16 protein-coding genes and 1 riboswitch are annotated in these 20,103 nt (G+C 57.4%); of the genes, 7 read left to right on the top strand and 9 right to left on the bottom strand.

Features of this window, described 5'->3' with window-relative positions:
• Positions 1 to 82 precede the first annotated feature (82 nt).
• Both AB4Y71_RS14830 and AB4Y71_RS14825 read left to right on the top strand, forming a co-directional pair.
• Positions 83 to 943, top strand: a complete 861-nt coding sequence (locus AB4Y71_RS14830) for an inositol monophosphatase family protein (RefSeq protein WP_417366689.1) — start codon at positions 83 to 85, stop codon at positions 941 to 943.
• Positions 944 to 1,019: 76 nt separating this feature from the next.
• Positions 1,020 to 1,232 (top strand): hypothetical protein, encoded by a 213-nt coding sequence (locus AB4Y71_RS14825; RefSeq protein WP_134780669.1) that lies wholly within the window; start codon positions 1,020 to 1,022, stop codon positions 1,230 to 1,232.
• 93 nt (positions 1,233 to 1,325) lie between these two features.
• On the opposite strand, the gene AB4Y71_RS14820 is transcribed toward AB4Y71_RS14825, so the two are convergent.
• The 4 genes from AB4Y71_RS14820 to AB4Y71_RS14805 form a co-directional block, all read right to left on the bottom strand.
• The gene (locus AB4Y71_RS14820) at positions 1,326 to 2,969 is read right to left on the bottom strand and encodes a thiamine pyrophosphate-binding protein (RefSeq protein WP_134780668.1); all 1,644 of its coding nucleotides are present in this window, start codon (positions 2,967 to 2,969) and stop codon (positions 1,326 to 1,328) included.
• Positions 2,969 to 3,955, bottom strand: coding sequence for an agmatinase (speB, locus tag AB4Y71_RS14815; RefSeq protein ID WP_441721464.1), 987 nt, complete (start codon positions 3,953 to 3,955; stop codon positions 2,969 to 2,971). The genes AB4Y71_RS14820 and speB overlap by 1 nt, the downstream gene beginning before the upstream one ends.
• A gap of 301 nt (positions 3,956 to 4,256) precedes the next feature.
• The gene (locus AB4Y71_RS14810; protein ID WP_134780667.1) at positions 4,257 to 4,673 is read right to left on the bottom strand and encodes a hypothetical protein; all 417 of its coding nucleotides are present in this window, start codon (positions 4,671 to 4,673) and stop codon (positions 4,257 to 4,259) included.
• Positions 4,674 to 4,810: 137 nt separating this feature from the next.
• On the bottom strand, positions 4,811 to 5,374 hold the full coding sequence (locus tag AB4Y71_RS14805) for a cupin domain-containing protein (protein WP_417366700.1): 564 nt from the start codon (positions 5,372 to 5,374) through the stop codon (positions 4,811 to 4,813).
• A gap of 282 nt (positions 5,375 to 5,656) precedes the next feature.
• Positions 5,657 to 5,770: riboswitch (SAM riboswitch) on the top strand.
• A gap of 16 nt (positions 5,771 to 5,786) precedes the next feature.
• Here AB4Y71_RS14805 and AB4Y71_RS14800 point away from each other — a divergent pair.
• Together AB4Y71_RS14800 and AB4Y71_RS14795 are read left to right on the top strand one after the other, a co-directional pair.
• Positions 5,787 to 6,053 (top strand): hypothetical protein, encoded by a 267-nt coding sequence (locus AB4Y71_RS14800; protein WP_134780665.1) that lies wholly within the window; start codon positions 5,787 to 5,789, stop codon positions 6,051 to 6,053.
• Between the two features lie 55 nt (positions 6,054 to 6,108).
• Positions 6,109 to 7,212, top strand: coding sequence for a VIT1/CCC1 transporter family protein (locus AB4Y71_RS14795; RefSeq protein ID WP_441721460.1), 1,104 nt, complete (start codon positions 6,109 to 6,111; stop codon positions 7,210 to 7,212).
• Between the two features lie 62 nt (positions 7,213 to 7,274).
• On the opposite strand, the gene AB4Y71_RS14790 is transcribed toward AB4Y71_RS14795, so the two are convergent.
• Positions 7,275 to 8,345, bottom strand: a complete 1,071-nt coding sequence (locus AB4Y71_RS14790) for an LOG family protein (protein ID WP_441721457.1) — start codon at positions 8,343 to 8,345, stop codon at positions 7,275 to 7,277.
• A gap of 206 nt (positions 8,346 to 8,551) precedes the next feature.
• Between AB4Y71_RS14790 and AB4Y71_RS14785 the strand changes: the two genes are divergently transcribed.
• The 3 genes from AB4Y71_RS14785 to AB4Y71_RS14775 all read left to right on the top strand — a co-directional run bounded on the left by AB4Y71_RS14785 (position 8,552) and on the right by AB4Y71_RS14775 (position 14,457).
• A complete protein-coding gene (locus tag AB4Y71_RS14785; RefSeq protein ID WP_441721454.1) occupies positions 8,552 to 11,899 on the top strand; it encodes an SNF2-related protein in 3,348 nt (1,115 codons plus the stop codon).
• Between the two features lie 162 nt (positions 11,900 to 12,061).
• Positions 12,062 to 12,346, top strand: a complete 285-nt coding sequence (locus tag AB4Y71_RS14780; protein ID WP_148669462.1) for a hypothetical protein — start codon at positions 12,062 to 12,064, stop codon at positions 12,344 to 12,346.
• Positions 12,347 to 12,924: 578 nt separating this feature from the next.
• Positions 12,925 to 14,457, top strand: a complete 1,533-nt coding sequence (locus tag AB4Y71_RS14775; protein ID WP_441721451.1) for an MFS transporter — start codon at positions 12,925 to 12,927, stop codon at positions 14,455 to 14,457.
• An 89-nt stretch (positions 14,458 to 14,546) separates the two neighbouring features.
• On the opposite strand, the gene AB4Y71_RS14770 is transcribed toward AB4Y71_RS14775, so the two are convergent.
• The 4 genes from AB4Y71_RS14770 to pcrA all read right to left on the bottom strand — a co-directional run bounded on the left by AB4Y71_RS14770 (position 14,547) and on the right by pcrA (position 20,043).
• The gene (locus tag AB4Y71_RS14770; RefSeq protein WP_441721448.1) at positions 14,547 to 15,050 is read right to left on the bottom strand and encodes a hypothetical protein; all 504 of its coding nucleotides are present in this window, start codon (positions 15,048 to 15,050) and stop codon (positions 14,547 to 14,549) included.
• A gap of 280 nt (positions 15,051 to 15,330) precedes the next feature.
• Positions 15,331 to 16,233, bottom strand: a complete 903-nt coding sequence (gene sucD / locus AB4Y71_RS14765; protein WP_131090319.1) for a succinate--CoA ligase subunit alpha — start codon at positions 16,231 to 16,233, stop codon at positions 15,331 to 15,333.
• Positions 16,234 to 16,249: 16 nt separating this feature from the next.
• Positions 16,250 to 17,422, bottom strand: coding sequence for an ADP-forming succinate--CoA ligase subunit beta (sucC, locus tag AB4Y71_RS14760; protein WP_013347948.1), 1,173 nt, complete (start codon positions 17,420 to 17,422; stop codon positions 16,250 to 16,252).
• A 242-nt stretch (positions 17,423 to 17,664) separates the two neighbouring features.
• Positions 17,665 to 20,043 (bottom strand): DNA helicase PcrA, encoded by a 2,379-nt coding sequence (pcrA, locus tag AB4Y71_RS14755; RefSeq protein ID WP_013347947.1) that lies wholly within the window; start codon positions 20,041 to 20,043, stop codon positions 17,665 to 17,667.
• Positions 20,044 to 20,103: the final 60 nt, after the last annotated feature.

Genomic DNA, 20,103 nt, shown 5'->3' with positions numbered 1-20,103 from the left:
TTTGCTGTCTCCACTCACATTAAGTTCGAATCGTTGCTTTGGTCAACGTTTTTCTTAATTGCCACGACGGTAAGCTGGATTTGTGAATGATCGTCAAGTTCAAACCAGCCCACATTTCGCCGAAGAATTACGCCTTGCGGCGCTGAAGGCAGCTCGCCAGGCCGCCGTATTGCTACGTGAATCCTTCCGTGCAAATGTCCAGGCAGAGCATAAGAGCAACGCTCACGATCTGGTCACCGACATCGATCGGCGCAGCCAGCAACTGATCACCGCCTCCTTGCTGTCCGCTCAACCGGATTCGTGGGTACTGGGCGAAGAACAGGTCTCCGGAGATCAAGGACTGCCCGCATCCGGAAAAGTGCAGTGGATCGTTGATCCGATCGATGGCACCAGCAATTTCGTTCACGGCGTGGCATTCTTCTGCATCTCCATTGCAGCGGCCGTCGATGGTCAACTGCTCGCTGCGGTAGTCCTTGACCCGATCTCTGGCGAAGAATTCACCGCTAACTCCACTGCCGCATTCCTCAACGAACGGCGCCTTGAACCAAGTGCTCGCCCGGAACAATCCCGGGCCAATCTGATGACAGATTATCCGGGTGCCGAATCCATGCTCAAAGACGGTGAGCTGTCGATGAAGATCTTTGGCCAGTGGATCCAGGACTTCGCCACCGTGCGGCGCAAAGTCTGCGCAGCCTTGGCACTAGCCCATGTTGCCGCTGGGTGGTGCGATGCCAGCATCGGGTTCGATACCAAGGTTTGGGATGTGGCTGCCGGAGCGCACTTGATACGCATGGCCAAGGGGACCTTCCGCGGACTGTCCTACGGACAACCGGGCCTGGCAGATCACCAATGTCCAGGGTTCATCGCCCAAGGACCAGGCGCCAACTACCCTTCGCTAGCAGCCGCCGCCGAACAAATTCATCAGCTGCGGGCCAGCATCTAAGCCAACAAGTCTGACAATAGCAAAGTAGTTCGCCCTAGCTCTCGGCTTTGGCCACTTTCGGACGTACCATGGCGACATGGAACCACTATTTCACCGGACCGCACACTCCGCAGTGCGGCATCATGGAGGCGGAGGGGTGATCCTGGGAGGAATCGGAGCAGTTCTGCTTTTTGTTTCCTTCGCAGTGATGTTGGCAGCACAGTCCTTGGACTGGGAGCCACTGCTCATCGGCATTAGCTTGGGCGTTTCGACAGTACTCTTCGGCGTGGTATTCCACTTCACCCACTGATAGGAACTGTTCGCTTTTCCAATAACCACAACGGCCCCGGATTCATTGTTCATCAGAGCAACAGATCCGAGGCCGCTTTCGTGCTTGGCTGTTTTACAAGTGGGTTGGCGCAAACATCTTCAGCAGCGTGCGCACCACAATGACGTTCGGCCCATCAGACTTCAGGGCCTCGGCGAGCGCGGTTCCGATGTCTTCTGGCTCGACGGCTTGAGCAGGGATGCCAAAGGATTGTGCCAGCGCCACGAAATCCGGACGGGCAAGCTCGGTGGCAGTCGCCTTCCCGAAGGCGCCTTCCATGTATTCGCGCAGGATGCCATATCCGCCATCATCAACGATCAGCCATGTGACCGGCGCCTGATGCTGCTTGGCGGTGGCCAGTTCGGCGATGGAGTACATCGACGAACCGTCCCCGCTGACGGCCAGCACGCGCTGCTTGGAACCGATGGCCCCACCGATTGCGGCGGGGAATCCGAAGCCTAGGCCACCAGCGCCCTGGGCGGAGTGGAACTCACCGTCCTTGGCGTCCCAGCAGCTCCATCCCCAGTAGGCAGCGATGGTCATATCCCAGAAGGTCTGCATTTCGGAAGGAACAGCGGCACGGATGTCCGCCATGAATTTCCGTTCCTTGGCCAAGTCCTGCGCATCCAGGCGGCCCTGCACCTTTGCCAGCGTTTGGGCTACTACCTGCTGTGGGGTTTGCCCATGCCAGGAAGCCTGGGCCTTGAAGCCGGTCGCGCGCATCTCTTCATCCAAGAATTTCAGCGCTTCGCGTGCATCAGCACGGATGCCCAAGGCCGGGGTATTGGATTCCAGGACACGCGGTTCGGCATCAATCTGAATCATCTTGCCACGCGGTTCGAGCGTAAAGTAATTACTCGTCACCTCGCCCAGAGCCGAACCGATCACCATCAGCACGTCGGCGTCTTCCATGACCTCCGAGACAAAGCGGTCTTCAGACCAGGATTGCAGAGACAGTTCGTGGTCCCAGCTGAAGGCTCCGTTGCCGCCGGGGCTGCACAGCACTGGAGCCTGCAGTTCCTCGGCCACAGCCAGCAGTTCCGCTTGGGCGCCAGCACGGCGCACACCGCCGCCAGCGATGATCGCTGGCCGCTTGGCATCGGCTAGCCAGCGCATGGCCTCACGAATCAATTCTTCACGCGGCGGGTGCGGATAGGCTTCGGCCAGAGCATCTTGTACCGGAGGAACCATGACCGGGGCGAGCAGAACATCCTGTGGCACCTCAACCCAGACTGGTCCCATCGGCACGGTGATCGCGCGTGCCCACGCGTCCTGGATAGCCGAGGGGATCCCCGAAGCGTGATGCACGGTCTGCTGGAACTTGGTGACGTTGGCGGCCGAGGCCTTCTGGTCATCGAGCTGGTGCAGCATGCCCTTGCGCCGAGCACCCAAGCCGTCCAATGGAATCTGGCTGGCGATGACGACCATGGGCACACCGGTGGCATAGGCCTCCTGCAAACCCGCCAACGAGGTCAATGCGCCGGGGCCGGTGGACAGGAACAGGACACCTACTTCGCCAGTCGCGCGGGAGTAGCCATCGGCGGCAAACGCCGAGTTGTTCTCGACGCGCGAGGAGATGAAATCCAAACTTGAGCGCGAGAGCGCATCGAAGAGGCCCAAGGCGTGCTGCCCGGGGATGCCGAACACGGTTTTAGCACCGAGTGCGGTGAGGGTCTCGATGACCAGGTCCCCGCCATTGCGTTGAGGTTGCTCATTCATTAGCTATTCATTCCCTTACTGGCACGGAAGTCGCTGATCAGGCTGATCAAATCATAGGTGACATGCGAGGCCGCCACACCGGTCAGCTCTGCATGGTCATAGGCCGGAGCGACTTCAACGATATCTGCGCCAACGATGTTCAGCCCACGCAAACCGCGCAGGATTTCAAGCAATTCGCGGCTGGTGATGCCGCCGGCTTCCGGGGTGCCGGTGCCCGGGGCGTGAGCCGGGTCAAGCACGTCGATGTCCACCGAAATGTACAGTGGGCGATTGCCAATGCGATCGCGCAGTTTGTCCACGATTTCACATACGCCCTGGTAGTAGACATCGGAGCTGGTCACGATGCCAAAGCCGAAACGCTTGTCATCTTCCAAGTCTTTTTTGCCGTATAGCGGACCGCGGGTGCCGACATGGCAGATTGCTTCGGTGTCCAAAATGCCTTCCTCAACAGCACGGCGGAACGGAGTGCCGTGCGTATATTCAGCGCCGAAGTAGGTATCCCACGTATCCAGGTGCGCATCGAAGTGCAGCATGGCAACTGGTGCTCCAGCGCGCTGCGAAGCGGCACGCAGCAAGGGCAGCGCGATGGTGTGGTCGCCACCAACGGTGACGAGGGTGGAGCCATCGCTGGTCAGCTCCAGTGCCTCGTGTTCAATGGTTTCAATGGCCTCATTGATATTGAACGGGTTAACCGCCATGTCCCCTGCGTCAGCCACCTGGCTCTGCGCAAACGGCGAGGTATCTGTCGCCGGGTTGTAGGGGCGGATCAGGCGCGAGGATTCACGTACGTGGTTGGCACCAAAGCGGGCACCGGGACGATAGGAAACACCGGTATCAAACGGCACTCCGACAATCTTGATGTCGGCTTTCTCCACTTGGTCCAGTCGTGGAAGCCGGGCATAGGTGCCGCCTCCTGCATAGCGCGGAATCATCGCAGCATTGATGGGCCCTAGACGACCATTTTCCTCGATACGGATTTCCTTCATCGCAACTTCCTCCCCAAGACACAACAGCACAAAAGCCAGAGTTGTCTAATACGAAACTTCAGTTTTCTATTATGCTATTTTGTCTGCTGGATCACGTCAAGATCAGGCTTCCTCCGCCACAAGAATCCAGGAGAAATGTCGAACGCCGCCACCCGGGATTGGGTGGCGGCGTTCGCTTCAACTATGTTCTTGGCGTTCAGCTGGCAGCACTACGATTCTGCTGGGCAAGCACTTCCAGCGCGTGGTGCCAAAGTCTTGGAGTTTTGACTATATTTCAGGCTATTTCGCCCAATGAAGATGGTCAGCTCTCGTCAGAGTGCTTCTTGCTGGCTTTAACCAGCGCACGATCGACCTCATGGATACCTAGGCAAAAACCTGCGGACATGATCAGTGACTTGATAGTCAGTTCAGAAAGATCATCGGCTACGTACACCAGCTGAACTGGTCCAGCCAAGATCAGCAAGACCCCGGTCCACAACATGTAGACCCACGAGGTATGAGCTTGGGCCATCAGTGGGAAGCGTGCGCGGCGGCGAATCGTGCGCACCCCGATGGTCACGATCACGATCGCCAGAATCGCAGCGCCGATGAAAAAGAAATTGCGCTGGGTGCGGATCCAGGTCAGGGTGGTGCCGACAAGGACACCGAAAAGTATCGAAGCCCACCAGCTGATGCTGCGCAATTGGTCATGCGTTGTGGTCGGTTCCCCTGTTTTCACACCTCTCCCATCACTTATCGATCCCAGCGCCCAAATCAACGCAATGCTTCTAGAATACGCGGTTTGCCGGCCCATCAGCCAACGCAAGGCTGTGCAGGGACTGTCCCACCTCCAGAACAGAAGCTGGAGACGGACAACTAGAGAATCAGCGTCCAGGTAACCACGGCGATCTGGTCGGACTCGTTCTCCCAGCTGTGCGGCTCACGGCCGGGGAAAGTTATAGTGTCGCCAGCTTCGAGTTCCACTCGTTGATCAGGTAATACGAGCACGAACCTGCCGGCAATCACATGCAGCACTTCCAGCTCGCAATCCACCGAATACAGTTCCGCTTCGCCGGTGCCCTTCGGCGCGATCTCGGCACGGATCATCTGCACCCGCTTTTCGCTGCGAGGCGTAACCAGCTGCTCCGTGATGCCATCACCGCCGAGGGAAACGCGAGGAGCCTGCTCCAAACGCACAAGTTTGGTTTCCGGAACTTCAAAGAGCGTACCGACTTCAATGCTCAGTACTTCGCACAGCCGCAAGAGGGTCGAGACCGACGGGCTGGTCAGGTCGCGCTCGACGCGTGAGAGGAAGCCCTTGGTCAGTCCCGAAAGCTCGGCGACTTGGTCAATGGTCATGCGCTGGGTTTGGCGCACCCCGCGCAGCCGCGCGCCAATGTTGATCGCTGCACCGGTTGGTTCAACTGGCAAGGTTTTCATCGTTTGGCTCCATCGACGATTCTCATAGCGGCAAAGCCCAATCCATTTCGGTTTCAAGGCCTGCGGAGCAAGTTTACCAATGGTAAACACGCGGTGATCTCTATCGGCATTCTTTCTGCCCCGTTCACCCCACCGAAGATGCCTAGGGAACGGCCTATGAGTCGTGAACAGCTCGGTGGCCTGGTGTGCCGACTGCATCTGGTTCCAGCAGCGAAGCGGCAGTCATATTTCGCCCCATGACTTCTTCAAGTCCTCACCCCGGCAGTAGCATCAGAATTGTTGCTTCACGAGATGCGGCGCCAAGCTCCGACTGGCCGCACACCAACCCCAAGTTCATGGGTGGTTCGGATGAGGAAGCGGTCCGCGCATCAACAGTTGCACGGGCAAGAGCTCGCCAGAGAGATGCAGCCCCATGACGTATCCAATCCTGCCAATCATCGACCGCCAGACCGGACAGGTGCAGTTCAAAGCCGAAGGCCACTGGCATATCCGATATGTAGCGGATCCGCTGCGGCTTGAACGACTCCTTGCCCGGTGCGCGAGACGGCCGATCTTCGACCCGGAAACATCAAATTTGCTGCTCGTAGTGCCAGCAATCGCAGATCCTGCAGGCAAGAAATTTGCTTTTAGCCTTGCCAAATTCCCAAGCAACGGAGCCCTGACTAAACTGGGTAGCTGATCCGACCCACGGGTTTCATTGGGAAACTCCATGTACCAGGAGAGTCATCTTCACGATGTCACAGCACTCAGCAAGCGAACCCAGCAAAACTCAGATTAAGCGATGGCGGCAATACCTCGCCGACGAAATCGCCGAAGGCGCCATCTACCGTGCCCTCGCGGAGAAGAAAACCGGGCAGGAACGGCAGATCCTCTTAGGCCTGGCCGAAGCCGAAGCACGCCACGAAGAACACTGGCGGACCAAGCTCGGCGGACACGTCAAAGACGTTCGTCCATCCTTGCGCCGAACCATGCTGCGTTTCCTAGCACTGCACTTGGGCTCGGTGTTCGTGCTGGCCATGGCCCAGCGCTCGGAAAGCAGCTCCCCCTACCGTGATGACAAAGATGCCACCGCACAGATGGCAGCCGACGAACAGGTCCACGAGGAAGTAGTCCGTGCGCTGGCTACCGCTGGCCGCGCACGTCTTTCAGGCAACTTCCGCGCCGCGGTCTTCGGTGCCAACGATGGGCTGGTTTCCAACCTGGCGCTGATCATGGGTATCGGCGCCACCGGTGTCTCGGCAACCTTCGTGCTGTTCTCCGGTGTTGCTGGTTTGCTGGCCGGTGCGCTGTCCATGGCCGCTGGCGAATACGTTTCAGTACGTTCCCAGCGCGAGCTGCTGACCGCTTCGCGCCCAACCCAGGTCACGCTCACTGCAGCCCCGAACCTGGACCTCGATGCCAACGAGCTGCTGCTGATCTACAAGGCCCGAGGAATGAGCGATGAGGATGCCGAGCACCGTGCGGCCGAACGCATGGGCATGTTCTCCTGTGACTGCAATCCCGGCTTCTCGTTGAACCCAGAAGGCCGCAGCGCAGAACTTGAAAAGGAACATGAAGAGCTGGGATCGGCGACCGGAGCGGCCACTACCTCGTTCTTCCTTTTTGCGTCCGGCGCTATTGTGCCGATCCTGCCCTATATCTTCGGCCTATCCGGCCTGAGCGCAGTCATCGTCTCCGTGGTGCTGGTTGGCATCGCCTTGATGATTACCGGCGGCATCGTCGGCTTGCTCTCCGGCGCGTCCCCATTCAAACGAGGCCTGCGCCAGCTGGCCATCGGCTGGGGAGCGGCTGCCGTCACCTATTGCTTGGGCCTGATCTTCGACGTCAGCGTCAGCTAGCGGCCCGACACCTTGTGCATGCCGGTACAGCTTCGTCTGTACCAGCATTTTCCATGCCTCATTCAGCTACCCTGTGGATGCCGGGTGCGCCGGCGCAGCGTCGTCATGGATTCGATGAACGCCATGGCTTCTTCGGCCGTATCCACTAGCGCGATCTTCTGCTCCATGACCCGCTCCTTGGCCAGTGCTTGCAGCAACGGCCACGCCGGCAGGTCCTTGGTCCAGTAGTCCTTGCCAATGAGCACCATCGGCACCACTCGGGCCCCAGTGGCGTAATAGTTTTCGCAGGCGTCCTGGAAGATTTCCTGCACCGTGCCAGCGGCCCCTGGCAGGACAACCAGCCCTCCATTGGATTGCTCCAGCAAAATAGCTTCGCGAATGGAATTGGTGAAGAACTTGGCAATCCCGGTGGCGAACAGGTTCGGCGGCTCATGACCGTAAAACCAGGTCGGCACGCCAAGGGACTGGCGCTGGCTGGGGAAGCGTTCTTTGACCATCAACGCGGTTCTTGCCCAACCGGTACGCTGGTGAATCGCATCCGGCGCCTCGGCCAGCATCCGCAACGCCGTAGTGATGTCCTCTGGTTCATAGTCAGCCAACCACGCTCCAGCATTGGCCGCTTCCATTGCGCCAGGCCCACCGCCGGTAGCCACCGCATAGCCCGCCCGGGTAATCATCCGCCCCAGCTCTACAGCTCGCGCGTACTCGACAGTGCCGCGGTTCATCGCGTGGCCGCCCATCACCCCGATGATCGGAGTGTCCTGGAACATGCCTTCATACACCGCTGAGACCAGCGCCTGGCCAATATGGTGATCATGCAACGTCTTGGACAGCGCACTGTCATCGCTATTGCCGTTCACCGCGACATGCTGTTGCGAGTACGCGTAGATCTTCGCATCAGGCACGTGTTCGTAGGTCTGGGTCCGAATTCCCGAGTACAGCTCATCGGCTGAATACAAATCCCGGGCACCAGTTTCAAAGGGCAGCTCGGACCCCGAACTCATGCATAGCCCGCCGGTGGCTTGCACGATCTGCTGGCCTTGGGAGGAATATTGGCAATCAATGAACAGTGCTTCGGAAAGGTCCAGGGAATTGAGCACGGTATCCCGTTCGCGCAGATCAACGCGGTGCACGCGCCAATTTTTCCCGCGGGCGCGGTGAGATGCCAACGCCTCGGCTGCAAGCCGATCGAACTCAACGAGCGATGTTATGTTCACCGCTCGTGCTGGAAGGTAGGGCCACACTTGGGACATAGCTACACGCTACGTCACAGATAGTGATTATTCACAGAAAAGCTCTTCAACTTTCACCACGGCCCGGAACGTGAAACGATGAGAGGATGAGTGAATCTGTTCCACCAACCATTGATGCCCGCCATTTACTGGCTTTTCTGGGCAACGCGCCTTTCTTCTACGGAAAAACCCTGGCTGCAGAAGAAAATTCCGTGGTTGACGTGGAATTCGACGAAGACGCCCAACAAATCGAAGGTACCGTCACCGAGTCCGGTGAAGAGTACGCTCCGATGATTCAAGTGCGCTTGGACAACGAAGAGTGGAAGATCGATTCCTGCGAGTGCACCTGCGACGCGCCTGGCATCTGCTCGCATATCGCCGCACTGGCCATCATCTCCAACAAGATCGCTTCACAGCCGCGAACTTTGCCGACTCAGGAAGAAAAGCCGAACACCGTTTGGTCCCAACAAATAGATTCCTGGTTTGAAGAATCCGAACCTGGTCCTGCCGACGGGTTGCTCGGTTCCCAGCACGATGCTGTGGTGCCGATGGCCCTTCAGTTCCTGCTCTTTGATTCAAAGGACACCACCCAGCAGCAACAGTGGATGCCAACTGGCACCATCCCCCACCCGACCCGCAATAAGCGTTTCCGCTTGGGTGTTCGCCCGATGGTGCGCAATACCGAGGGCCGTTGGGTTCGCGGCCAGCTTCGCTGGACGACCTTAGGCTTCAAGACGTACGGCTGGAACTTGCTGCGTGCCCAGCACCACTGGTTTACCCGTTTTGCCTCGATGGCCCGCAGCGATACCCAGTTGCAGTTCAAAGTCGATGAAGACTGGCTGTTTTTGGATGAGTACGCCTCTGACCTGCTCTGGCCACTGCTCGAACAGGCCGATGAGCTGGGCATCCCGCTGATCACCACCCGCAATGAGCAGCGCGTGCGCATCGTTGATCCAGCCAGCTTCAGCATGCGTGCTTCGTTGAACGAACAGCACCTGCAGTTGGACGGAGTCCTGCACATTGCCAATCAGGATCTGGTCCTTGAACCTGAGGCTCCAAGCGGTGTCATTGCCGAGCATGGCTTCTACGCTCAGCTGGCCCAGCCTGATGAAATTTGGCTTGCACCAAGTCTCGAGCCGATCCCTGACGCGCATCGGCGTTGGTACGTTGACCGCAGGCCAGTTACCGTGCCAAAGTCTGAGATCAACAATTTCTTCGAGTCCTCCTACCCTCGTTTGGCTCGGCGTTTCGAGCTGAGAAGCACGAGCGAAGAGCTGGAGCTGCCGGTTCTGAAGCCTCCGTACGTTCAGGTCACCGTGGCGTACAAGCGAGAGTTCAACGAGAAGGATGAACCTAACGACACAGCATCGGTCGACTTCGAGATCCGCTATCCGGGTATTCCCAGCGATCAAGAGGTTTACGACTTCGAGGCCGAGGAACTGCTTCGAAGCGCTGTGCATGAAGTCTTCGAAGCTCATGAAGAAGGCGGTAATCCCAGCCTGTCGCCAAAGTTCTATGCCCGCGATGACACCATAGATTTCGTCACTGAAATCCTGCCCGAGCTGGAACAGCTTCCAGGGATCAAGCTGCTTGAGAAGGGTTCGCGTCCAACTTTCCGCCAGCTGCGTGAGCTCCCCCAGCTGAAGATCAACGCCGTCAACCACGAACGCACCGACTGGCTGGATCTTGGCCTGTTGATCACCGTGGGCAACCATGAAGTTCCCTTTGCACAGATTGTCGAGGCCATGAGCAATGGCCGGATGAAGCTACGCTTGCCTGATAACACCTGGTTCTCATTGAACCACCCGATGTTCGCCAAGCTCAAAGCGCTAGTGGACGAAGCTCAGGCAATGAATGACAAGCCGAAGGAGGGAGACCTGAAGCTGACGGTCTTCCAGATCTCGTTGTTTGAAGAGCTTGATGAAATGGCCGAAGGCATCGATGGTGCCGATCTGTTTATCGCACGCATGCGCTCGCTGCTCAAAGTCGCCGAAGCGCACCATGCTGAAGTGCCCGATACGCTCAACGCCCAGTTGCGCCCTTATCAGGTTGAGGGATTCCATTGGCTCTCCCGCCTGTATGAAGGCGGTTTTGGCGGCATCCTCGCCGATGACATGGGCTTGGGTAAGACCTTGCAGACGATCGCCCTGATCCTGCATACCCACAAGCTCTGGGCTGACCCGCAGGCCTGCGCCCAGCTGCCTGCGACGCAGCGCACCCAGTTGCCGTTCCTAGTGGTTGCCCCGAGCTCGGTTGTTTCCAACTGGGAAATGGAAATCAACAAGTTCGCACCGTCGCTGCGGGTTGTCAGCGTCGAAGGTACTTTGCCTTCAGCGCGAAAGCTGCAGGAGCTAGCCGAGAATTACGATGTCATTCTTACTACCTACACCCTGCTGCGCCTGAATGACGAGATTTACGAGGCGCAGCGCTTTGCCGGCTTGATCCTCGATGAGGCTCAGTTCGTCAAGAACAAGTCCACCAAGGCACACCGTACCGCTGTCAATTTGCAAACCAACTTCAAGCTGGCTGTCACCGGTACGCCGATGGAGAATAACCTCTCCGAGCTTGGTGCACTGCTCTCGCTTGTGGCACCAGCGTTGTTCTTGAACACCACACGTTTCAATCGCCAGTTCGCTCGACCAATCGAGGTCCTGGGCGACCGCGATGTCCTTGCCCTGCTGCAGCGTCGGATCAAGCCATTCATGCTTCGCCGCACCAAGGAATCTGTGGTCCTGGACCTTCCAGCCAAGCAGGAGCAGCAAGTACTGGTGCGCCTGTCCGAAGAGCATCAGCACGTCTACGACACGCATCTGAACCGTGAACGCCAGAAAATCTTGCACTTGGTTGAGGACTTGGATCGCAATCGATTCACTATTTTCCAGTCCTTGACGCACCTGCGCATGCTGGCCTTGGAACCTTCCTTGGTGGATCCAGAACTCTCAGATGTCACCGGTTCAAAGCTTGAAGCACTCTTCGACCAGCTCGATGATGTGGTCGGCGAAGGACACCGCGCGCTGATCTTCAGCCAGTTCACTTCATACCTGAAGGTGCTGGCCGACAAGCTGACCGAACGCGGCGTGAAGTTCGTGTACCTGGATGGAAACACCCGCAACCGCGCAAAGGTCATCGAGCAGTTCAAGGAAGGCGAAGCACCGCTGTTCCTGATCTCGCTGAAGGCTGGTGGTTTCGGGCTGAACCTTACCGAGGCCGACTACTGCTTCTTGCTTGACCCTTGGTGGAACCCAGCAGTGGAAGCCCAGGCGATTGACCGTACGCACCGTATTGGCCAGACCCGCCAGGTCATGGTGTACCGCATGATTTCGCAGGGCACCATTGAGGAGAAGGTCGTGGCCTTGCAGGAGAGCAAACGCAAGCTGATCTCTACCGTCATGGATGAGGCGGACGGATTCTCCAAGGCTCTGACCGCCCAAGATATCCGAGGATTGCTTGAGTAACAGGTTGATTAAATCTGTTGTTTTAGCAGGCATCTTCCAGTAATACCCTGTATATTCAAAATGTCCGACGATGTGCGCTACGCCACACTTGGCGTGCTTGTCGGACAGTAGCCCAGGCGGATCCTCGTCAGGGCGATACGAACGACAAAGGCGGTAATAACCGTGTCCCTGATTAAATCGGAGACTCTCAGTACCCCCGATGATGACTGGATGAGCGCATCGGTGAGTATCGATAAAGATCGTGTGGTGATTCAAACCGAGCAGGAAAGCCTGTCCTTGGAAAACGACCGGCTCTTGGAAAAGATTCGCAGAGTTTTAGCCTCTCCGCTCGAAGAGATTTTCTACAACCCAAAGCACCGAATGCTACTGATTCCAGGCGCTTTCGCTGCTATCGGCTCTTCATTCCTACGAGTCGATACTGAAGCTGCAGCCGGCCTACGCGGCTAGCACTCTTCAACTACATGCCCCAAGTTGCCCACCGGCAGCTTTGGGGCATTTTTGTACCCTCGGCACACGGCGTTCAAGACAGCCGTTCAGCACACCGCCTTTTGGTGGTCTCTGGCACCAATTTCTACCCCTGGAATTCTTCTCTAGGATGGGCGGTTTTCGCCAAGAACCGCCAAATTTCGGCCTCTGATCTTTCGAGTCCTTGGCCACAGTTTCAACTTTTTGCCCGTATCTGACCGGGCCGTCGCCAATTGCTCGATTACCCCATGCTTACGTGGGTATTCGGCACTCACCCCAACACCAATTCCACTGTCATCACTGGTGTTCCCTCGGCTCAGGAGTGCCCTTCGATCAGGTCATTAATGCGATTTTTGGTAAACTTAATGATTGTTCGCTTAAGCGTTTCGTCGCTCGAAGCCGGTTTTTCACCGGATTCTTGAGTAGAAATCTATCGATTTCGATGAGTCACATGGCGGCCGCAACCAGCTTCAAAGAGCAGCGATTTTGCTCCTCACTATGCGGATGAAGATGGTCGCTGGCACTGCGACAAGATCAAGAAAGATATGAGGAGTGAAACTATGGAAGCAAGAAACACACGGAAGCAGCGGTTCCTGCGAAAACGCCGCTTGAAGGTAGAAGACGTTACCGTTGTCGACGATTCGATGCTCAAGAAAGCTATCGGCGGTACCGTCGTTGGCAACTTGATGGAATGGTACGACGTCGGCGTCTACGGCTACCTGGCAGTGATCATCGGCAAGCTCTTCATGCCCGACACAGTCGAGCCGGCAATTCAAACCCTCTTCAGCCTCGGCGTCTTTGCCGTGACCTTCGTTGCCCGCCCGCTTGGCGGCGTAATACTAGGCCAGCTGGGTGACCGCGTAGGACGCCAGAAAATCTTGGTGTTCACCCTGCTCATGATGGCCTTGGCCACGTTCGGCATCGGCATCCTTCCGGATTACTCGACATGGGGTGTGGCAGCGCCAATTCTCTTGGTCGCACTGAAGCTGGTTCAGGGCTTCTCCACCGGCGGCGAGTACGCCGGAGCAACTACCTTCATCACCGAATACGCTCCAGATAAGCGCCGTGGCTTCTATGCCTCGCTGCTGGACCTCGGCTCCTACATGGGCTTCGCTCTCGGTGCTGCTTTCGTTTCCATCCTCCAGCTGACGCTGAGCGCAGATGTCATGGAAGGGTTTGCCTGGCGCATTCCATTCCTGGTTGCCCTTCCACTGGGTGTCATTGCCTTGTGGTTCCGTTCGAAAATCGAGGACACCCCTGCCTTCAAGGAAGCTCAGGAAGCGGCCAATCGCGCGAGCGAAGACGCAAGGAACTCTGCCGATGCGCCGAAGGGCGTCATCGACTTGGTGAAGTCGTACTGGCGCGAGCTGCTTACCGGCTTCGTGCTCGTTTCGGCCGCCAATACCGCTGGCTACGCACTCACCAGCTACATGCCTACCTACCTGACCGAGACGCTGGAATACGATCCGGTCCACGGCAACTTGCTGACTCTGCCGATCTTGGTGGGAATGTCCTTGTGCATCCCGCTGGCTGGCAAGCTCTCCGATAGCGTGGGCCGCCGCAAGGTCCTGTTCATTGGTTCGATTTCGTCCGTAGTCTTGGCCGTTCCCGCATTCTTGCTCATGATGCATGGCCAGATCTGGTCCACCCTTGCGGGCCTTGCACTGCTGGCCGTCCCAGTGACTTTCTACGTTGCCAACCTCGCTTCGTCGTTGCCTGCGCTGTTCCCGACCGCCTCGCGGTACGGCGGCATGGGCATCTCGTACAACTTTGCCGTCGCCATCTTCGGCGGCTTCGCACCGTTCATCATGCAAGCGCTGGTCACCGTGACCAAGTCCTCGCTGGCCCCCGCCTTCTGGGTCATGGGCACTTCGGTCGCAGGTTTCATTGCTGTCTGCTACCTGCGTGAATCTGCTCGCAAGCCGCTACCTGGCTCGTTGCCGTCGGTAGCCTCCGAAGCTGAAGCGATCGAGCTGGTTGAAACTCAGGAAGAGAACCCGGACCTTGATGTTGAAGAACTCTTTGAGCAGGTTCCTGCGCTCGAAGAGAACTATCAGCAGGAGATTGCAGACGCCAAGGCTGCTCAGTCCTAGGCTAGATAGCCTCTCAATGGGGTTGTGAGCGATGGTGGGGTCGGTTCCAAGTGGAACTGGCCCCACTATCGTTTCACCCGGCTAAAGGGCTATGAGGCTTGGCAGTAGGAATCGTAGGTTGCTTGTGCAGCCCATTGCGCCTTCGCATCTAGCCTCAGCTCGCAGTCAAGAATTCCGAATTCAGCCTCGGACCAGGTATCGAAAACGAGCCTATAGTCGTTTTGCTGATCGTTGAGGCATTGAACGCTATATGTGTAGGTCACCGGGCGCGCTGCCGCGTATCCCACGAGCCCCGCAGACTGATCGGAGCTGCTGATCAACGATTCCAGCCCTTCGCTTGCATCATAGGGCCGTTCTACGACAGTGGTTTCGGAGACGGCGCCGGCCGCCGTGAGCACTTCATTGACATTGTTCCAGTCAGGACGAGGACTGAAGGTGACAGAGGAGCCAACAGATGCGTCCATCAAAGTATGGCGCATGTCCTGGTCATAGAACTGGTCGACTCGGAGCAGTTGCGGTGCACCACGCAGTTCGCCCTCGCTGGCAATGTACGGACGATCGCAAGAACTTGCTGAATCAGGGTTCAAAGGCAACGGCCCTTCACTTTTACTGGATCCTGGACTCGTACAAGAAGTCAATGCCAGAGATAGGCACGCAAACGCCGCCCAGTAACTTCCGCGCATCGTCGGCAATCCTTCTCTTTAAGTCCTCGAACTCAATTATTCCAATCAGCATATTAGTCCAGCGACGGCTTGACTAGTAGATTCCTATTAAATGCGAAACGACCGCCATTTCTCCTGATGGTTCAGGAGAAACGGCGGCCGTTCATTCCCGGAAAATATTTCCGGTTATCAGCTTCAGTTCAGCGACAGCTTAGAGAGCTGCGAAAACTTCGCGCAGCAAGACGGCAGTCTCCGAAGGAGTCTTGCCTACCTTGACGCCTGCAGCTTCCAGTGCTTCCTTCTTGGCCTGGGCGGTGCCAGCCGAGCCGGAAACGATGGCGCCTGCGTGGCCCATGGTCTTGCCTTCAGGAGCGGTGAAGCCAGCCACGTAGCCAACTACTGGCTTGGTGACGTTGGCCTTGATGTAATCAGCTGCGCGTTCTTCAGCGTCGCCACCGATTTCACCGATCATGACGATGGCCTTGGTCTCTGGGTCAGCTTCGAAAGCAGCCAGTGCATCAATGTGGGTGGTGCCGATGACTGGGTCACCGCCGATGCCGATTGCGGTCGAGAAGCCCAGATCGCGCAGTTCGTACATCATCTGGTAGGTCAGGGTACCGGACTTGGAAACCAAGCCGATTGGGCCCTTGCCGGTGATGTTGTTCGGGGTGATACCAACCAGTGCTTCACCTGGGGTGATGATGCCTGGGCAGTTAGGGCCGATGATGCGGGTGATCTGGTTGCCGTCGGCGTCAACCTTCGACTGTGCCAGAGCCCAGAACTCGGCGGAGTCCTGCACTGGAACACCTTCGGTGATGACTACAACGAGGCCAACTTCAGCCTCGATAGCCTCAACGACTGCGTCCTTGGTGAACTTGGGTGGCACGAAGACGATCGATACGTCAGCGCCGGTCTCGGCCTTGGCCTCAGCCACGGTGCCGTAAACCTTGATGTCCTGGTCACCGTGGGTCACGGTGGTGCCGGCCTTGCGGGCGTTAACGCCGCCAACAATGTTGGTGCCAGCCTTGAGCATCAGGGCGGTGTGCTTGGTGCCTTCGCCGCCGGTGATGCCCTGGACGATGACCTTGGAGTCCTTGTTCAGGTAAATGCTCATTGTTCGCTTATCCCTCTTACTTCGCTGCGTTGGCGAGCTCGGCAGCCTTGTCGGCGCCCTCATCCATGGTTGCTGCCAGGGTTACCAACGGGTGGTTGGCCTGGGCCAAGATGGCGCGACCCTCTTCAACGTTGTTGCCGTCCAGGCGGACAACCAGTGGCTTGTTCGCTGCATCACCCAGGGTGTTCAGCGCGCCAACGATGCCGTTTGCAACAGCGTCACATGCGGTGATGCCACCGAAGACGTTAACGAAGACCGACTTGACCTGTGGGTCATTCAGGATGACGTCAAGGCCGTTAGCCATGACCTCAGCCGATGCGCCACCACCAATGTCAAGGAAGTTAGCAGGCTTGACCGAACCGTGGTTCTCGCCAGCGTAGGCAACAACGTCCAGGGTCGACATGACCAGGCCAGCACCGTTACCGATGATGCCCACTTCGCCGTCCAGCTTGACGTAGTTCAGGCCAGCGGCCTTTGCCTTTGCTTCCAGTGGATCGGCTGCGCCCTTGTCCTCGAGCTCTTCGTGAGCTGGGTGGCGAACCTCAGATGCGTTGTCATCCAGGGAAACCTTGCCGTCCAACGCAACGATGTCACCGGCACCGGTCTTCACCAGTGGGTTGACCTCGACGAGGGTGGCGTCTTCTTCCTTGAATACAACCCAGAGCTTCTGGATGGTTTCTGCAACCTTGGCACGCAGTTCTTCAGGGAAGTTAGCCGCCTCAACGATTTCAGCAGCCTTCGCGGCATCGATGCCAACGATTGGGTCGACTGCAACCTTTGCCAGGGCGTCCGGGCGCTCAACTGCGAGCACCTCGATCTCCATGCCACCTTCTACCGAGCACATGGCCAGGTAGTTACGGTTTGCACGGTCCAGCAGTACCGAGAAGTAGAACTCCTCAGCAATGTCGGCACCCTGAGCGATCATGACCTTGTTTACGGTGTGGCCCTTGATGTCCATACCGAGGATGTTGGAAGCGTGCTCGAAAGCTTCGTCAGCGGTCTTAGCAACCTTGACGCCGCCAGCCTTGCCACGGCCGCCAACCTTGACCTGTGCCTTAACTACAACAACGCCGCCGATCTTCTCGGCTGCGGCTTTGGCTTCTTCCGGGGTGTAAGCGACGATACCGGCAAGCACGGGAACGCCGTGTGCCTCGAATAGATCGCGCGCCTGGTACTCATACAGGTCCACGGGTTTGTGTCCTTCGTTCGAAGTTCATGCTGACTCGCGACACGGCCACAGACCGAAATCCATGCCATGCCAAAGAGAGCGCACCGCAACTATCGGGACGTCGTTAGGCGCCGTAGCCCGTGCGCACCTCTCAGACTATCCCGACTTTCGCAAACTTCCCACTTTTACAGCGTGTAGAGAAACTCGCGAAGACTGCCGGATACCATCAAGATGTGACCTAGAAAACACTAAAAGTCTGTTATCTAGTCCACGATTTCTAGCGGTGCATAACGCAGCAACAGCCTCTTCTCAGAGTCCGGGAACTGCACCTTGGCAACAGTCTTGTCACCTGCACCCTCTAAAGCAATAACAGTGCCCAAGCCAAACGAGGAATGCTTAACGTTTTGCCCAACTTCGGGGATTGTTATGTCCTTGTTCTGCACAACTCGTTTCTTGGAAATCGGAGCAGCGTTATGTCCGCGAGTGGGCTGCACCGTACCTGAACCAGCACCCCAGTGGCTGCCACGTTCGTATCTGCTCGTGGCGAAATTCACCGCTGTGTTGCCGAAGCCAAAGCCCATTCCGCCGCCAGATCCTTCACGCTTCCAATCGATCAGCTCGCTTGGGACTTCTTCCAAGAACTGGCTCGCAGGGTTGTACTGGGCCTGTCCCCAGAGGCTGCGCTGCTCGGCACGGGTCAGATACAAGCGTTCGCGCGCGCGGGTCAGGCCAACATAGGCCAAGCGGCGCTCTTCGGCCAGTTCCTTCTCGTCGGTCATCGACCGCTGGTGCGGGAAGACCCCATGCTCCATGCCAGTCAGGAAGACTACGGGGAATTCCAAACCCTTGGCCGTATGCAGGGTCATCAAAGTGACCACGCCTTCTTGGGCAGCCATGGCCGCGCCCTCGTCGTCACTCGGAGCCTCTGGAATTTGGTCGGCATCTGCCACCAGCGCAACGCGCTCCAGGAATCCTTCAAGACCACCTTCTGGCTCGTCATTGACATAATCGCGGACCACAGCGACCAATTCAGCAAGGTTCTCCACACGCGACTCGTCCTGCGGATCCGAGGAGAGCCGAAGAGTCTCCAAGTATCCGGTCTGTTCCAGAACGGCCTCAAGAGCCTCCGCAGGACCAGAGCCTTCAGCTACGGTCTTCAGGTCATCCATCATCGAAACGAAGGCCGCGGTCATCTTGATGCCGCGGGTACCTAGGCCCGGTGCTTCATCCGACCGCCGCAACGCGTCCATAAAGGAGATGCGGTCACGTTCAGCCAACGCAGCCACAGCACCTTCGGCTCGGTCTCCGATGCCGCGCTTGGGTTCATTAAGAATGCGGCGAACGTTGATGTCATCATCAGGGTTCACCAAGGCGCGCAGGTAGGCCAATGCGTCCTTGATTTCCTTGCGGTCATAGAAGCGGGTTCCGCCAACAACCCGGTACTTCAGATCCACACGCATCAGCTGTTCTTCCAGCGCACGCGATTGAGCGTTAGTGCGGTAGAAGATCGCTACGTCACCGGGGCGGACTTCGTCGTCGTCATTCAAGCGCAAGATTTCTTCAGCAATCCAGCGAGCTTCATCCGACTCGGATTCTCCAACGTAGCCAGTGATCTTCTCACCGTCGCCGCTGGCAGTCCACAGCTTCTTATCGTTGCGGTCCGGGTTTCGCTTGATGACCTCATTTGCCGCCGACAGTATTGTCTGCGTGGAACGGTAGTTCTGTTCCAGTTTGATGGTGGCCGCGTTCGGGTAGTCCTTTTCGAAGTCGATGATGTTGCGGATGTCCGCACCACGGAAAGCGTAAATCGACTGATCCGAGTCGCCCACGACGGTCAATTCGCCAGGAGTCGTATCCCCTTCTACCCCGGTGAGCTCACGCACCAGGGAGTATTGGGCATGGTTGGTGTCCTGATACTCGTCAATGAGCACATGGCGGAAACGGCGGCGGTAATTGTCTGCCACGCGTGGGAACGCGCGGAACATGTAGACAACTTGCCCAATCAGGTCATCAAAGTCCATGGCGTTCGCTGCCCGCAGGCGACGAGTATAGCCCCGGTATACCTCAGAGACTGCTCGCGAAAATGGATCATTGGCATTGATTGTTGAGGCATAGTCCTCATCGTCAATCAGTTCATTTTTCAATGACGAGATCTTATGCGCGATCGCCTTCGGGGTGAAGCGTTTCGGATCAATTTCCAAAGACTTTGCCACGAGGGTAATCAGTCGCAATGAGTCAGTGGAGTCATAGATCGAGAAATTCGATTTCATGCCGATGGTGGCAGCTTCACGACGCAAAATGCGCACGCACGAGGAGTGGAAAGTAGAAATCCACATCTTCTTCGCCTGATCCTCACCAATGAGTTCCGCGGCTCGCTCACGCATCTCGGCTGCGGCTTTATTGGTGAAGGTGATCGCCAAAATTTCGTGTGGCCGAGCGCGACCGGTTGCCATGAGATAAGCAATGCGGTGCGTGAGCACACGAGTTTTTCCAGAACCGGCACCTGCCACAATCAGCAATGGTCCACCGGCATAGCGCACGGCTTCTTCCTGCTGCGGGTTCATACCGACTAAAAGTTCTTCAGCGCTGGGCATGACCTGCTGTGTGGTGTCCGGGGCGAAATCATCAAAAAGAAAATCCATGATGTAGCCAGTCTACGTGGAGCACCGGACACTTTTCAGTGTGTGAGGAAAAGCGGACGC

The sequence above is a fragment of the Glutamicibacter sp. MCAF14 genome, from assembly GCF_052114325.1.
Lineage (GTDB): Bacteria > Actinomycetota > Actinomycetes > Actinomycetales > Micrococcaceae > Glutamicibacter > Glutamicibacter arilaitensis.
This window is presented reverse-complemented; position numbering and strand designations above follow the sequence as displayed.

What these genes read in the sequence shown, in the direction of transcription:
- sucD (WP_131090319.1), bottom strand. Translation starts at nt 16,233, where the DNA reads ATGAGCATTTACCTGAACAAGGACTCCAAGGTCATCGTCCAGGGCATC.
- AB4Y71_RS14805 (WP_417366700.1), bottom strand. Translation starts at nt 5,374, where the DNA reads ATGAAAACCTTGCCAGTTGAACCAACCGGTGCAGCGATCAACATTGGC.
- pcrA (WP_013347947.1), bottom strand. Translation starts at nt 20,043, where the DNA reads ATGGATTTTCTTTTTGATGATTTCGCCCCGGACACCACACAGCAGGTC.
- AB4Y71_RS14800 (WP_134780665.1), top strand. Translation starts at nt 5,787, where the DNA reads ATGACGTATCCAATCCTGCCAATCATCGACCGCCAGACCGGACAGGTG.
- speB (WP_441721464.1), bottom strand. Translation starts at nt 3,955, where the DNA reads ATGAAGGAAATCCGTATCGAGGAAAATGGTCGTCTAGGGCCCATCAAT.
- AB4Y71_RS14795 (WP_441721460.1), top strand. Translation starts at nt 6,109, where the DNA reads ATGTCACAGCACTCAGCAAGCGAACCCAGCAAAACTCAGATTAAGCGA.
- AB4Y71_RS14785 (WP_441721454.1), top strand. Translation starts at nt 8,552, where the DNA reads ATGAGTGAATCTGTTCCACCAACCATTGATGCCCGCCATTTACTGGCT.
- AB4Y71_RS14775 (WP_441721451.1), top strand. Translation starts at nt 12,925, where the DNA reads ATGGAAGCAAGAAACACACGGAAGCAGCGGTTCCTGCGAAAACGCCGC.
- AB4Y71_RS14820 (WP_134780668.1), bottom strand. Translation starts at nt 2,969, where the DNA reads ATGAATGAGCAACCTCAACGCAATGGCGGGGACCTGGTCATCGAGACC.
- AB4Y71_RS14825 (WP_134780669.1), top strand. Translation starts at nt 1,020, where the DNA reads ATGGAACCACTATTTCACCGGACCGCACACTCCGCAGTGCGGCATCAT.